The 14448-nt window shown below is 52.8% G+C and carries 16 protein-coding genes; 10 read left to right on the plus strand and 6 right to left on the minus strand.

All coding sequences use genetic code 11. The annotated features are described in order from the left end of the window. The 4 genes from HV311_RS11755 to HV311_RS11770 form a co-directional block, all read right to left on the minus strand. Positions 1-231, minus strand: coding sequence for a DUF2554 family protein (locus tag HV311_RS11755; protein WP_016156585.1), 231 nt, complete (start codon positions 229-231; stop codon positions 1-3). A 189-nt stretch (positions 232-420) separates the two neighbouring features. Further along, entirely contained in the window at positions 421-546 is a 126-nt protein-coding gene (locus HV311_RS11760; protein WP_003020230.1) for a DUF2474 domain-containing protein, read from the minus strand. Continuing rightward, complete coding sequence (cydB, locus tag HV311_RS11765) at positions 546-1556, minus strand: cytochrome d ubiquinol oxidase subunit II (protein ID WP_191221122.1); 1011 nt, start codon at positions 1554-1556, stop codon at positions 546-548. The genes HV311_RS11760 and cydB overlap by 1 nt, the downstream gene beginning before the upstream one ends. Next, on the minus strand, positions 1556-2959 hold the full coding sequence (locus HV311_RS11770; protein ID WP_191221123.1) for a cytochrome ubiquinol oxidase subunit I: 1404 nt from the start codon (positions 2957-2959) through the stop codon (positions 1556-1558). Before HV311_RS11770 ends, cydB begins: the two co-directional genes overlap by 1 nt. Before the next feature lie 263 nt (positions 2960-3222). Here HV311_RS11770 and HV311_RS11775 point away from each other — a divergent pair, with 263 nt between their 5' ends. The 8 genes from HV311_RS11775 (at position 3223) to patD (ending at position 11059) form a co-directional block, all read left to right on the plus strand. Beyond that, positions 3223-3411, plus strand: coding sequence for a type II toxin-antitoxin system HicA family toxin (locus HV311_RS11775; RefSeq protein ID WP_049259794.1), 189 nt, complete (start codon positions 3223-3225; stop codon positions 3409-3411). Positions 3412-3442: 31 nt separating this feature from the next. Beyond that, a complete protein-coding gene (locus HV311_RS11780; RefSeq protein ID WP_131341011.1) occupies positions 3443-3859 on the plus strand; it encodes a type II toxin-antitoxin system HicB family antitoxin in 417 nt (138 codons plus the stop codon). A 92-nt stretch (positions 3860-3951) separates the two neighbouring features. Continuing rightward, positions 3952-5361 carry an aminotransferase-like domain-containing protein gene (locus HV311_RS11785; RefSeq protein WP_019076828.1) on the plus strand — a complete coding sequence of 470 codons (1410 nt, stop codon included), beginning with the start codon at positions 3952-3954 and terminating at the stop codon, positions 5359-5361. A gap of 329 nt (positions 5362-5690) precedes the next feature. Next, positions 5691-6836 carry a putative ABC transporter substrate-binding protein YdcS gene (ydcS, locus tag HV311_RS11790; RefSeq protein ID WP_016153154.1) on the plus strand — a complete coding sequence of 382 codons (1146 nt, stop codon included), beginning with the start codon at positions 5691-5693 and terminating at the stop codon, positions 6834-6836. A gap of 16 nt (positions 6837-6852) precedes the next feature. Continuing rightward, positions 6853-7869, plus strand: coding sequence for an ABC transporter ATP-binding protein (locus tag HV311_RS11795; protein ID WP_016153153.1), 1017 nt, complete (start codon positions 6853-6855; stop codon positions 7867-7869). Beyond that, a complete protein-coding gene (locus tag HV311_RS11800) occupies positions 7870-8814 on the plus strand; it encodes an ABC transporter permease (protein ID WP_016153152.1) in 945 nt (314 codons plus the stop codon). Beyond that, positions 8804-9610 carry an ABC transporter permease gene (locus tag HV311_RS11805; RefSeq protein ID WP_003020204.1) on the plus strand — a complete coding sequence of 269 codons (807 nt, stop codon included), beginning with the start codon at positions 8804-8806 and terminating at the stop codon, positions 9608-9610. The genes HV311_RS11800 and HV311_RS11805 overlap by 11 nt, the downstream gene beginning before the upstream one ends. A gap of 21 nt (positions 9611-9631) precedes the next feature. Further along, on the plus strand, positions 9632-11059 hold the full coding sequence (patD, locus tag HV311_RS11810; protein WP_016156580.1) for an aminobutyraldehyde dehydrogenase: 1428 nt from the start codon (positions 9632-9634) through the stop codon (positions 11057-11059). Positions 11060-11843: 784 nt separating this feature from the next. On the opposite strand, the gene HV311_RS11815 is transcribed toward patD, so the two are convergent. Then, positions 11844-12971, minus strand: a complete 1128-nt coding sequence (locus tag HV311_RS11815) for a multidrug effflux MFS transporter (protein ID WP_191221124.1) — start codon at positions 12969-12971, stop codon at positions 11844-11846. Positions 12972-13072: 101 nt separating this feature from the next. Here HV311_RS11815 and HV311_RS11820 point away from each other — a divergent pair, with 101 nt between their 5' ends. Continuing rightward, positions 13073-13852 (plus strand): AraC family transcriptional regulator, encoded by a 780-nt coding sequence (locus HV311_RS11820; protein WP_191221125.1) that lies wholly within the window; start codon positions 13073-13075, stop codon positions 13850-13852. 119 nt (positions 13853-13971) lie between these two features. Here HV311_RS11820 and yncL read toward each other — a convergent pair whose 3' ends face one another. Further along, the gene (gene yncL, locus HV311_RS11825) at positions 13972-14067 is read right to left on the minus strand and encodes a stress response membrane protein YncL (RefSeq protein WP_071524268.1); all 96 of its coding nucleotides are present in this window, start codon (positions 14065-14067) and stop codon (positions 13972-13974) included. 192 nt (positions 14068-14259) lie between these two features. Between yncL and HV311_RS11830 the strand changes: the two genes are divergently transcribed. Then, positions 14260-14433 (plus strand): GhoT/OrtT family toxin, encoded by a 174-nt coding sequence (locus HV311_RS11830; protein WP_016153148.1) that lies wholly within the window; start codon positions 14260-14262, stop codon positions 14431-14433. Positions 14434-14448: the final 15 nt, after the last annotated feature.

Consider the following 14448-nt stretch of genomic DNA (forward strand, 5'->3'; position numbering starts at 1 on the left):
TTAGCTCTGATGTGTATCGGGTTTGCGTGATTTTTGCCAATAATGGTGTTCGCGAAGATCGGCGGCGGATTCTTCCGCCGTCATTCGTAGTTCATCGCTGTCGGCCGTGTGTCGTAATAAGTGATCGGCATCCTGCACCTGAATATATTCATGTCCCTGATTAGTAGCGAGAAGCTGACCGGAAAAAAGCGCGCTGGCCAGCAATAACACCGTTAACCCTTTCTTAAACATCATGCACCCTCTGGTACGTTAGCTGCGGAATTGACGATAATTTCGCCAGGTGACTATTCAATATTTTAATCGGGTTAATGACAATCTCTGTTTTGTCATTTCGATGTTTTTTACATTTTTGTTTAGATAACGTTGGGATTTGTCACAACCGGGCAGTGCAGCGCTGCCCGGTTGTTATCAGAGAGAGAATCAGGATTTAAATCCGGCGGCCGTCATCAGGAGACGAAAGAACATACCAACGGCGGCCAGGGCCAGCACGCTGCCGCCCCAGAGGATCACCAGCCACATCAGGCGTTTCCAGATTGTTTGTTGCATCAATGATACCCCTCACCATGTTGAACTTTGCCGCGGAAAACGTAGTAGCTCCAGAAGGTGTACACCAGGATTATCGGGATAATCAGCAGCGCGCCAACCAACATAAAGCCCTGACTCTGCGCCGGAGCTGCCGCCTGCCACAGCGTAATGGAAGGTGGAATGATGTGGGGCCAGATACTGATCCCCAGCCCGCTGAACCCGAGAAAAATTAGCCCCAGCGTCAATACAAAAGGCAGCGTATGGCTGTTTTGCTGACCCAGCGAGCGCCACAGCCAGAGGCTAATCAGCGCAACCAGGAGCGGAACCGGCATCAGGAACCACAGATTGGGCAGGCTAAACCAACGCTCGGCAATGGCGCTGTGCGCCAGCGGCGTCCACAGACTGATAATGGCAATGACAACCAGCATCGCCAGCAGCAGTTTTCTTGCCACGCAGCGCATTTTATCCTGCAACGGATTTTCGCTTTTCATCACCAGCCATGTTGCCCCCAACAGGGCGTAGGCTACAACCAGGCCCATGCCGCAGAACAGGGTAAAGGGGGTCAGCCAGTCGAAAGGACCACCGCTGTAGCTGCGTCCGGTGACGGAAAATCCATTGAGTACGGCACCGACCACAATACCCTGAGTGAATGTCGCGAGGATTGAACCGCCGAGAAAAGCTTTATCCCAGAATGGTCGATGCGCCGGCGTGGCTTTGAAGCGAAACTCAAACGCGACGCCGCGAAATATCAGGCCGATGAGCATCAGGGTCAACGGGATCGTTAGCGCATCGACAATCACCGCATAGGCCAGGGGAAAAGCGCCGAATAATCCGGCGCCACCCAACACCAGCCAGGTTTCATTACCGTCCCATACCGGGGCGACGCTGTTGACCATCACATCGCGGTCATCCGCATCCGAAATCGCAGGGAATAAAATACCGATCCCGAGATCAAAACCGTCCATCACGATATACATCAGCGTGGCGAACACGATAATTACAAACCAGATAACTGATAAATCGATACCCATTAGCGGTGTGCCTCCGGTTGAGAATCGAGAACGACAGCAGAAAGCGGCCGTGCCGGCGTGCCTGTTGGTGGAATGGTCGGCTCATCTTCCTGTGGTCCTTTACGGATCAGGCGGATCATGTAGCTGTAACCCACGCCAAACACCGAGCTATACACCACAAAGAAAGACAGTAGGCTGATGCTCATATGTAAATCACCATGTGCGGAAACCGCATCCGCCGTACGTTGCAAACCGTAAACCACCCACGGCTGACGGCCAACTTCGGTGGTCACCCAGCCGGCAAGGATGGCAATCAGACCGGAGGGCCCCATCCACAATGCAAAGCGCAGGAAAGGACGTGAGGTGTATAGCCGCTGCTTATAACGCAGCCACAGGGCAAACGCGCCCAGCAGGATCATCAGCATGCCTAACCCTGCCATAATGCGAAACGACCAGAACACGATGGTGGAATTGGGCCTGTCCTCCTTCGGAAATTCTTTTAACGCCGGGACCTGTTTATCCAGACTATGAGTCAGGATCAGGCTGCCCAGCGCCGGGATTTCCAGCCCATAGCGGGTGCGCTCCTGCTCCATATCCGGCCAGCCGAACAACAGCAGCGGGGTCGGTTCACCGGGCGGATTTTCCCAGTGTCCTTCAATCGCCGCAATTTTTGCAGGCTGGTGCTTCAGCGTATTCAACCCGCGCATATCGCCAATTAAGGCCTGCAGCGGGGCGACGATTAACGTCATCCACAGCGCCATTGAAAACATCGCGCGAATTGCTGGCGTGCTATTACCGCGCAATAAATGCCATGCGGCTGATGCCGCGACAAACAGCGCGCTGCTCAGGAAGGCGGCAACGGACATATGCAGCAAACGATAAGGGAAGGAAGGATTGAAAATCACGGCGAACCAGTCGACGGGAACGACTTGCCCGTTAACAATTTCATAGCCCTGTGGCGTTTGCATCCAGCTGTTGGAGGCGAGGATCCAGAAGGTAGAAATAATAGTACCCAGCGCAACCATACAGGTCGCGAAGAAGTGAAGCCCTGGGCCAACCCGATTCCAGCCAAACAGCATTACCCCAAGGAAGCCCGCTTCGAGGAAGAAGGCGGTTAATACTTCATAGGTCAGCAGCGGCCCGGTGATGCTACCGGCGAACTCGGAAAAACCACTCCAGTTCGTGCCGAACTGATAAGCCATCACCAGCCCGGAAACCACGCCCATACCAAAGTTTACGGCGAATATTTTCGACCAGAAATGGTATAGCGAGCGCCAGGTCGGATTTTTCGTTTTTAACCATAACCCTTCGAGCACCGCCAGATAACTGGCGAGGCCAATGGTAATCGCCGGAAAGATGATGTGAAAGGATACCGTAAACGCGAACTGGATCCTCGCCAGGTGAAACGCGTCAAGACCGAACATGCTTAGCTCCGCAGGCAAAATTGATTTGGCGCAATTCTAAGGCTGCGAAGCAATGGAAGGCAGAAACAGAACAGTTCTTTTTAACCATAACAGTTGTCGTGCTGTTATAGGTTGGCCTGGCTGATATGAAATCTGGAACCTGGATTCCTGTTATTGAATCGCGTCCTCCCCACGCGAGTGATTTTACGCTATCACTAGCGAGGTAATGAAAAGGTAATCATAAATGTTTACTTTGTGCGTATAATAGACGACAGGGAGGCGCAGTGAAGCAAAGTGAGTTCAGACGCTGGCTTGAATCTCAGGGAGTGGCTGTTACAAACGGCTCAAATCATCTGAAGTTGAGGTATCAGGGAAGGCGTAGCGTTATGCCCAGGCATCCTGGTGATGAAATAAAAGAAGCCTTGCGAAAATCGATCCTGAAGCAGCTTGGCTTACAGTCATCATCAATATGAGGTTAATTATATGAGAGATTTTGAAAAAATCATGCGTTATCCCGTTAATCTAATCCCCGCCGTGGAAGGTGGATTCGTGGTTTCTTTCCCGGATATTCCTGAAGCATTAACTCAGGGCGAAACCCGTCATGGGGCTTTGCAGGCTGCGCAGTCTGCATTGGTGACCGCTTTTGAATTCTATTTCGACGATAACGAACCGATTCCTTTACCTTCGGCGGTTGGCGCTGAAGGTGACTATGTGGAAATCCCCCTGAGCATTGCGTCGAAGGTTCTTTTGTTAAATGCCTTTCTTGAATCAAAAATCACCCAGCAGGAGCTGGCAAACAGAATCGGCAGGCCTAAGCAGGAAATTACCCGTTTGTTCGATTTAAAGCACGCAACAAAAATTGATGCTGTGCAAATAGCTGCACGCGCCTTAGGCAAGGAGCTGTCAGTAACGATGTTGTAAAACTGTTAACTATAACAGTTATAAAAAATGCCCTGATTATGTAAACTGATATACACAGTGCTTGTCACCGACACCGATTATCAGGACGAAAAATGAAAAAATACCAGCGACTGGCTGAGCAAATTCGCGATCAAATCGCGTCTGGCGTATGGCAGCCCGGCGATCGCTTGCCATCCTTGCGCGAGCAGGTGGTCAGCAGCGGCATGAGTTTTATGACCGTCGGACATGCATATCAGTTGCTGGAAAGTCAGGGCCGGATTATCGCCCGGCCGCAGTCGGGTTACTATGTTGCCGCGCGCCCTGAACGTGAGCTGGCAGCGCCGCAGGCGCAGGTGATGCGCGATGAAGCGGTGGATATCAACACCTATATTTTTGATATGCTGCAGGCCAGCCGGGATGCGTCAGTGATGCCATTTGCCTCTGCATTCCCCGATCCGCGTCTGTTTCCCCTCCAGCAGTTGAACCGCTCGCTGGCGCAGGTCAGTAAAACCGCGACCGCCATGAGCGTGATAGAAAACCTGCCGCCGGGAAATGATGAGCTGCGCCATGCCATTGCCCGCCGCTATGCTCAACAGGGGATGACCATTTCACCTGATGAGATTGTCATCACTACCGGTGCGCTGGATGCCCTCAACCTGAGCCTGCAGGCGGTTACCGAACCGGGAGACTGGGTGATTGTCGAAAACCCCTGTTTCTACGGGGCGTTGCAGGCCCTGGAGCGATTACGGCTGAAGGCGCTTTCGATTGCCACCGACGTGAAAGAGGGGATCGATCTTACCGCGCTGGAGCAAGCGTTACAGGAGTATCCGGTAAAAGCCTGCTGGCTGATGACCAACAGCCAAAATCCGCTGGGTTTTACGCTCAGCCCAGAGAAAAAGGCGCACCTGGTCGCATTGCTGGAAAAATATCATGTAATGCTGATAGAAGATGATGTCTACAGCGAGCTGTACTTTGGTCGCGAAAAACCACTGCCTGCCAAAGCCTGGGATCGCGCCGACAGCGTTTTGCATTGTTCATCCTTCTCGAAGTGCCTGGTGCCCGGATTTCGCGTGGGCTGGGTGGCGGCCGGGAAGCATGCTCGACGTATTCAGCGACTCCAGCTCATGAGCACGTTATCCACCAGTTCCCCCATGCAGCTTGCGCTCGTGGATTATCTGTCAACCCGGCGCTATGACGCGCATCTGCGCCGCTTACGCCGTCAACTGGCGGAACGCAAACAGCAGGCCTGGCAAACGTTGCTGCGTCATCTTCCGGCGGAAGTCAAAATTCACCATAACGACAGCGGCTATTTTCTGTGGCTGGAACTGCCTGAACCGCTTGATGCAGGCGTGCTCAGCACCCAGGCACTGGCGCACCATATCAGCATTGCACCGGGAAAAATGTTTTCGACCTCGGGGAGCTGGACTCGTTTTTTTCGCTTTAATACCGCATGGCACTGGGGAGAGCGTGAGGAACAGGCTGTGAAACAGCTGGGAAAATTAATTCGCGAGATGATGAAATAAAACGTAACGCGCTATTCAATATAAAAGAATAGCGCGTTCTTATTTTCGAAATAGAGAATACCTAACCCCGATGTTATTTATATCGGGTGCTACCATACAAAAAATCAATAGTTCTTACTATTGCCACCGTTGCACCTAACTCCTTGTCTATACTCCAGAAGATTAAAGCTCCCGATCAGCGTCAGTAGCGTAATGAGCGTTAGCTCACAACCTGATTAAATTTCCTTGCGCCAGCAGGAACGCTTACAACACCCCGACTATTTTTAGGAAAGGACATATATTTACGGCAAGGCTGCCGCTCAATATTTTTTAGACAGGAGTAAGACGTTATGAGCAAGCAGTTTGCCCTCAGTAGCCTGTGCGCACTCAGTATGACGCTGATGACTGCACAGGCAGCCGAACCCCCGACATCCTTAGATAAACCGGAAGGCCGTCTGGATATTATTGCCTGGCCGGGCTACATCGAACGTGGACAGACCGATAAACAATATGATTGGGTCTCGCAGTTTGAGAAAGAGACCGGCTGCGCGGTCAATGTTAAAACAGCGGCCACTTCTGATGAAATGGTCAGCCTGATGGCAAAAGGCGGCTACGACCTGGTTACCGCTTCCGGTGATGCCTCATTGCGTCTGATTATGGGAAAACGCGTTCAGCCGATTAATACCGCGCTGATCCCTAACTGGAAAAGCATCGATCCGCGCGTGGTAAAAGGCGAGTGGTTCAACGTTGGCGGAAAAGTTTACGGCACACCGTACCAGTGGGGGCCAAACCTGCTGATGTACAACACCAAAATTTTCCCAACACCGCCGGATAGCTGGAACGTGGTATTTGTTGAGCAAAAACTTGGGGACGGAAAAAGCAATAAAGGGCGCGTTCAAGCCTACGATGGCCCGATCTATATTGCTGATGCTGCATTATTCGTTAAGGCGACTCAGCCGCAACTGGGCATTACCGATCCCTATCAGCTCACCGAACAACAGTATCAGGCGGTGATCAAAGTCCTGAGCGATCAACACGCGCTGATCCATCGCTATTGGCACGATACTACCGTGCAAATGAGCGACTTCAAAAACGAAGGTGTGGTGGCGTCCAGCGCCTGGCCTTATCAGGCGAACGCCCTGAAAGGAGAAGGTCAGCCTATTGCCACGGTCTTCCCAAAAGAAGGGGTTACCGGATGGGCTGATACCACCATGCTGCACAGCGAAGCCAAACACCCGGTGTGCGCTTACAAATGGATGAACTGGTCATTAACCCCGAAAGTTCAGGGCGACGTCGCAGCCTGGTTTGGTTCTCTGCCAGTCGTGCCTGAAGGTTGTAAAGCCAGCCCGCTGCTGGGTGAAAAGGGCTGTGAAACCAACGGCTATAGCTACTTTGACAAAATTGCCTTCTGGAAAACGCCGATCGCAGAAGGTGGCAAATTCGTTCCTTACAGTCGCTGGACGCAGGATTACATCGCCATTATGGGCGGTCGTTAATTCCGCTGGGGGTTTTATGACGTACGCAGTGGAGTTTCATAACGTCTCGCGTCTGTACGGGGATGTTCGTGCAGTTGATGGGGTGAGTATTGCGATTAACGACGGTGAGTTTTTCTCTATGCTGGGGCCATCCGGCTCCGGCAAGACCACTTGTCTGCGCCTTATTGCAGGGTTTGAGCAACTGTCAGGCGGCGCAATCACCATTTTTGGTAAGCAGGCCAGCGAATTGCCGCCCTGGGAACGGGACGTCAATACGGTATTTCAGGATTATGCGCTATTCCCGCATATGTCGATTCTCGACAATGTCGCCTACGGGCTGATGGTCAAAGGTATTGATAAAAAACAGCGTCACGCTAAAGCACGTGAAGCACTGGATAAGGTTGCGCTCGGTTTTGTTTATGAACGCAAACCATCGCAACTTTCCGGTGGCCAGCGGCAACGCGTGGCGATTGCCCGCGCGCTGGTCAATGAACCGCGCGTCCTGCTGTTGGATGAACCGCTCGGGGCATTGGATCTTAAGCTGCGTGAGCAGATGCAGCTGGAACTGAAAAAGTTACAGCAATCCCTGGGTATCACCTTCATTTTTGTCACCCACGATCAGGGTGAAGCCCTGTCGATGTCCGATCGTGTGGCGGTGTTTAATAATGGTCGCATCGAACAGGTGGATTCTCCGCGTGAACTGTACATGCGTCCGCGCACACCGTTTGTGGCAAGTTTCGTCGGGACGTCAAATGTTTTTGATGAAACGATGTCAGCGAACGTTTGCGGGCTACAGGGTATGTTTTCCCTGCGTCCGGAACACATTCGCTTGAATGATAGCAGTGGCGAAGTCCAGGCCCGGGGGGTTATCCAGGCTGTGCAGTACCAGGGTGCGGCGACACGTTTTGAGCTGAAACTTGTCGGCGGTGAAAAATTGCTGGTTAGCCAGGCGAACCTGACGGGAGAAATGCTGCCGACAACGCTGTCGCCGGGTCAACAGGTGATGGCATCGTGGTCACGCGACGTGATGGTACCGCTGGTTGAGGAGAGGTGAATGGCTATGAATGTCTTACATTCGCCTCCACAGTCGACAAGTCTGAACCGGATCTCAGGGTTCTTCTGGCGTAATCCAGGTCTGGGGCTGTTTTTGCTGCTCCTCGGACCGCTGATGTGGTTTGGGATCGTCTACTTCGGCTCATTACTGACGCTGTTGTGGCAAGGTTTTTATACCTTCGATGATTTCACCATGTCGGTCACGCCCGACCTGACGCTGGCGAATTTGCAGGCGCTGTTTAATCCCGCCAACTACGACATCATTTTGCGTACCCTGACGATGGCGGTGGCAGTCACCATTGCCAGCGCGATTCTGGCGTTTCCGATGGCGTGGTATATGGCGCGATATACCAGTGGCAAAATGAAAGCCTTTTTTTACATTGCTGTGATGTTGCCGATGTGGGCCAGCTACATTGTTAAAGCCTACGCATGGACGTTACTGTTGGCTAAAGACGGGGTGGCGCAGTGGTTTTTAACTCATCTGGGACTGGAGCCTCTGCTGCTTTCGTTCCTGACGCTGCCTGCGGTCGGCGGCAATACGTTGTCGACTTCAGGGTTAGGGCGTTTTCTGGTGTTCGTCTACATCTGGCTGCCGTTTATGATCCTGCCGGTACAGGCCGCGCTGGAGAGACTTCCGCCTTCGCTCTTACAGGCCTCCGCTGATTTGGGCGCTCGTCCGCATCAGACTTTCCGCTATGTGGTCCTGCCACTGGCGATACCCGGTATCGCGGCAGGATCGATCTTTACTTTTTCTCTGACGTTGGGCGATTTTATCGTGCCGCAACTGGTGGGGCCGCCAGGCTATTTCATCGGCAATATGGTGTATTCGCAACAAGGGGCGATCGGCAATATGCCGATGGCGGCGGCATTTACTTTGGTGCCGATTGTGTTAATCGCACTGTATCTGGCGTTCGTGAAGCGTCTGGGAGCTTTCGATGCACTCTGAACGCGCGCCCTGGTTACTCAAACTGGCGGCATGGGGCGGGGTTATTTTCCTGCACTTTCCCATCCTCATCATCGCCACCTATGCTTTTAATACTGAGGAGGCTGCTTTTAGTTTTCCACCACAGGGGTTAACGCTGAAGTGGTTTAGCGTTGCGGCGCAACGTAGCGATATTCTGGAATCGGTGACGTTGTCACTTAAAATCGCTGCATTGTCGACGGCCATTGCTCTCGTTCTGGGGACGCTGGCCGCTGCCGCACTGTGGCGCAGGGACTTTTTTGGTAAAAGCGCAATATCGCTGTTGCTGCTGTTGCCGATCGCGCTGCCGGGGATTATTACCGGTCTGGCGCTACTGACGGCGTTTAAAACTATCAATCTGGAACCCGGTTTTCTCACCATCGTGGTCGGCCATGCGACGTTTTGCGTGGTGGTGGTATTTAACAACGTCGTGGCGCGTTTTCGCCGTACCTCATGGAGTCTGGTTGAAGCGTCTATGGATCTTGGCGCCAACGGCTGGCAAACCTTTCGTTATGTCGTGCTGCCAAACCTGGCATCGGCACTGCTGGCGGGAGGGATGCTGGCGTTTGCTTTGTCGTTTGATGAAATCATCGTGACAACGTTCACCGCCGGACATGAAAGAACACTTCCTTTGTGGCTGCTCAATCAACTGGGTCGACCACGAGATGTGCCTGTCACCAACGTTGTGGCATTGCTGGTAATGCTGGTGACAACACTGCCAATTTTAGGGGCCTGGTGGCTAACGCGTGAAGGCGACACTCTCGCCGGAAACGGTAAATAAACGACGATATGGGAAATTGCTATGCAACATCAATTACTGATTAATGGCGAGCTGGTCAACGGTGAAGGTGAAAAGCAGCCAGTCTATAACCCTGCCACTGGAGAACGCATTCTGGAGATTGCCGAGGCGTCAGCCGGGCAGGTTGATGCGGCGGTACGTGCAGCAGACAGCGCATTTGCCACCTGGGGACAAACCACACCGAAAGTCCGTTCCGAACTGCTGCTGAAACTGGCGGATGCTATCGCCGATAACGCGCAAACCTTCGCTGAGCTGGAATCGCTTAACTGTGGTAAGCCGCTGCACTGTGTCCTTAACGATGAAATTCCGGCAATCGTCGACGTTTTCCGCTTCTTCGCCGGGGCAGCTCGTACCCTGCAAGGACAGGCGGCTGGAGAGTATCTGGAAGGGCATACGTCGATGATTCGTCGGGATCCGCTGGGCGTGGTGGCCTCTATCGCGCCGTGGAACTACCCGCTGATGATGGCGGCGTGGAAGCTGGCACCGGCGCTGGCGGCGGGTAACTGTGTGGTGATTAAACCGTCAGAAATTACCCCGCTAACGGCACTTAAACTGGCAGAATTTGCCAAAGATATTTATCCGCCTGGCGTTATCAACGTGTTGTTTGGCCGTGGCAAAACGGTGGGTGACCCGCTGACCGGTCATGAAAAAGTCCGGATGGTTTCCCTGACCGGCTCCATTGCGACCGGTGAACACATTATCCAGCACACCGCGCCTTCGATTAAGCGCACACATATGGAGCTGGGCGGCAAAGCCCCGGTCATCATTTTTGATGATGCCGATCTGGATGCAGTGGTGAGCGGCGTGCGAACATTTGGGTATTACAACGCCGGACAAGACTGTACCGCCGCTTGTCGAATCTATGCCCAGAAAGGCATTTATGACGCGTTGGTTGAGAAACTGGGGGCCGCGGTTGCCAGCCTGAAAATCGGTGCACCGAATGACGAATCGACGGAGCTGGGGCCGGTAAGCTCGCAGGCGCATCTCGATCGCGTGACTAAAGCGGTCGATGAAGCCAAAGCACTGGGGCATATCAAAGTCATCACCGGTGGTAAAAAAGTGGACGGCGCAGGCTACTACTTTGCTCCGACGCTGCTGGCCGGGGCGAAACAGGAAGATGCTATCGTGCAGCGGGAAGTTTTCGGTCCGGTGGTCAGCGTCACCGTATTTGAGGATGAAGATCAGGTACTGGCGTGGGCTAACGATTCGAAATACGGCCTGGCATCCTCCGTCTGGACTCGGGATGTGGGGCGCGCGCATCGATTTAGCGCTCGCCTGCAGTATGGTTGCACCTGGGTCAATACCCACTTCACGCTGGTCAGCGAGATGCCGCACGGCGGACAAAAACAGTCTGGTTATGGCAAGGATATGTCGGTTTACGGGCTGGAAGATTACACGATTGTTCGCCATGTCATGATCAAGCATGAGTAATATCTTAAGCGCGAGCGATAAATGCGGCACGGATAGCTAAATACTGGCAAACGTGTGTCTATATTATTCGCGCCACTGGCCTCGTCGCCATCGGACGGCGGTAAGTTGGAAATATCCGCGAGGTCAGGCTAATTTATACAACAAAGCCCCGGCTTAATGTCGTAATGCTTGTCAATTAAGCATTACGGCGAACATGTGATTTCGGCTCAGGGTTCCGTTCACCTCAGTGGTATCACTTTTCTGAAGCTCAGACACCCGTGAACGTGCAAGAGAGGCTTACCGCCGCATCCCTGCGGGCAGACCCGGTCAGCCGTCAACGGCTCATCGATTTTCAGCCGGAACGGGGTCATCGCTGCAACGCACTGACTTCCAGTTAAATCTGTTTTGCTGTTCAGATATATTCCAATAAAAACGCAGGTGGTCAGGTGTGGGCTGGTCCGGCTGAAAATTGCCGACGTGTTTCCGGAAGGCCGGGAGAACCCGCAGGGATGCGGGTTCAGGGCGCGTTTTACAGGGAAGTTTCCTCGCGCCCGGCCCGGTAGCCTGGAGGAATAAACGGAGGGGACCACGAAGTGGCAATTTTCCCGCCGGGAGCCGGGATTGTTAAGGGTACGGCGATAGTACCCTTAACACGTTCACAGGTCGTATTGCCTCAGAGATGTGACAAACATAAGGTGAACGTAGCAATACGCCGGAGGCAACAGATTCATTACCTGCGTATGTGCCACTCATCCTCGTTAACTGGCAAGCATTACAGCTTAATGTCAGGAGGAACGTCATCCGGTTATCCGCGGCGCAAGCTGCAAATCCAGGCGAGTAGCGCACAGACGCTCAGAACCAGCCCCAGTTGTTGCACCATGCCTGCCACCCCCAGCATCATTCCCAGCAACAGGTAATAGCTTAATCCGAATAATGCACTGGCGGCCCCGGCCTGTTCACGATAGTGGCGTAGGGCCTGACTCAGCACATTAGGGATCGCGATGCCATAGGCAATCACCGCGCCGAAAACCGGTATCAGAATCCACGCGGAGTGCTGTAACCACCACGCGGCGAGGCCTGACAATGCTGCCAGCGCACAGGCATAACGTACCCTCTGTTCCGATGTCAGGTCTGTCGTCAATAATCTCCGGTTCAGCAGGCTGCCCGACAGCGAAGCAAACGCAAGTAGTCCCCCCGTCCAGCCAAAGGCTCTGGAACTCCATCCCAATTGCCCGAAAAGGAACGGAGCCAGGCTGTAATAGCTAAAGAGCATGGTATTCAGCAGCGCGACCAGCATGGTATTTTTCCACAGCTCGCGGTCACGCATCATGCGGGAGAGCAGTGCAGCAAGGCTGGAGCTGAGCGTATTTTCGGGACGGGTTTCTGGCAGCATGGTCGCAGTCAGTAGTAGCAGTAGCAGCGCCAGCAGCACAAGGGCAATAAATACACCGGTATGACCATACAGGCTAACCAACCAACCTCCGCTTAGCAGGCCGAAAACGGGACTCAATGCCAGCGCAGCGCCCATCACGGAAAAGACGCGGGATAGCGCAGTTGATTCATAAGTGTCCCGTAACATGGTCTGTACCACCACTGACCCGGCAGCCGCGCCGATGGCTGAGATCATCCGCGCCAGCAGCAAAACGCTGAAGTCAGTGGCAACCACGGCCAGGGCACAACCTGACCCATAGCAGATAAGTCCTGCCAGCATCGCCCAACGTCGACCGATGCAGTCGCTCAGCCAACCCCACATCGCCACGCCGATGGCGAAGGCAATAAAATAAACGGAGAGTGTTTGGGCCGCGCGCTCACTGCTTACGTGATAAGACGTGGCAATCCCTGGCAATGCCGGGCTATAAATGGTTTCCACCAGTTGCGGAAACATAATCAGCAAAGTAAGAAGCCACAGCGGCGGGCGGCGAAGAGTGTTCATAGCAATATCCAGAAAGACAGAAAACTGGCGGGCATTATTGCTGAAAAGGAGGTGTCGCATTACCATTATCAAGACTTTAAATATCAAATATCGGACAGATAATGGAAATTGCCCCGGATGATGATTTCGATGCGGATAGCTTTGATAAACCGGTAATCGGGATTGCCTCCGAGATGGGCGTACACGATTCCGGCCGGCATAGCCATCTTCGTCATCAGCTACTTTTTTCGGCAGCGGGAAGCATTACGATTGAGCTGGAGCATGCCCTGTGTCTGCTACCGCCACGGCGCGCGGTCTGGATCCCGGCTGGTACGGTACATCGCGCCATAATGCGCGGGGTGATGGCTTATCGTTCGTTGTATTTTTCAACTACATTGCCGTTATCTAAATTACCGCTGCAGATAGTCGACGTTAATCCTCTCTTTTTTGAAGTAATAGAACGTATGGCTTTCTGGCGGTGGGAAATGCCTGCCGCGCAGCAGGCCAGTCTTATCACCGTTTTCTGTGAGGAAATGCGGGCCGCCCACAGTGAAAACTGGACGTTGCAGTTTCCCTCAGATCCACGGCTGAACGTGTGGCTTGAAGGAGTACGTATGGGCGAATTGCCACCACGACTAAATCAATTATCCCAACGGGTTGGGGCATGCGAGAGGACGATCAGTCGAATATTTACCAGGGATACCGGGATGAATTATCAGAGCTGGCGGCAGCAATTTAGACTATTAAAAGCCATGGAGATGCTGGCTGACGGGGGGCAGATCAGCCAGGTGGCGCAATATCTGGAATTTGTCAGTGACAGTGCTTTTATCGCTTTTTTCCATCAGCATACCGGCACAACACCGAGCCGTTATGCGGGCAATATAATGCCGCAGAAGGATTAGGGGGATTACATACTAAGGATAATTTACCGGGTGGCAGGAGAGTGGGAAAATCGTGTACTAATGGCAGAGAGAAGAGCCTCTCTGCCAGCGGACGCTGCAATTAATCAAGAAGAACGACATCAAGCAAACCAGCCAAACCTTGCGGAAATCAGACTGAAAAGTCCTACAGCAGCAAATATATTTATCAGCACCACAGTTTTACTGGAAACATTCATTTGTGCCACCTTTCGTTTTAACCCTTATGGGTATAGTACGGGTTATAACTATCCGCAATAGTACGAATTCTGAACATAATGAAAACGGCTTGTTTTACCGGCGTTTCTCTTAAAATAATTAATAAAACTTGATGTGGGTCATGAAAAAGAGCATATTGCGCGCGATTTTACCTTTCGGCCCGGATGCCTGACATGTCTCTGTACCAAAAAATGCTGGTTTTTTATGCGGTGATGGCCGCTATCACGGCAATCATCACCTGGTTTCTTTCCCGCGATAAAAAGCGGATTCGTTTTCTCAGCGCGGTATTAGTCGGGGCGACCTGGCCGATGAGTTTTCCCGTCGCGTTAATGTTTTCTCTCTTCTGATGACGGCGTAAACGC

Source organism: Citrobacter sp. RHBSTW-00881 (assembly GCF_013728515.1).
In the GTDB taxonomy this organism is placed as follows: Bacteria; Pseudomonadota; Gammaproteobacteria; order Enterobacterales; family Enterobacteriaceae; genus Citrobacter; species Citrobacter braakii.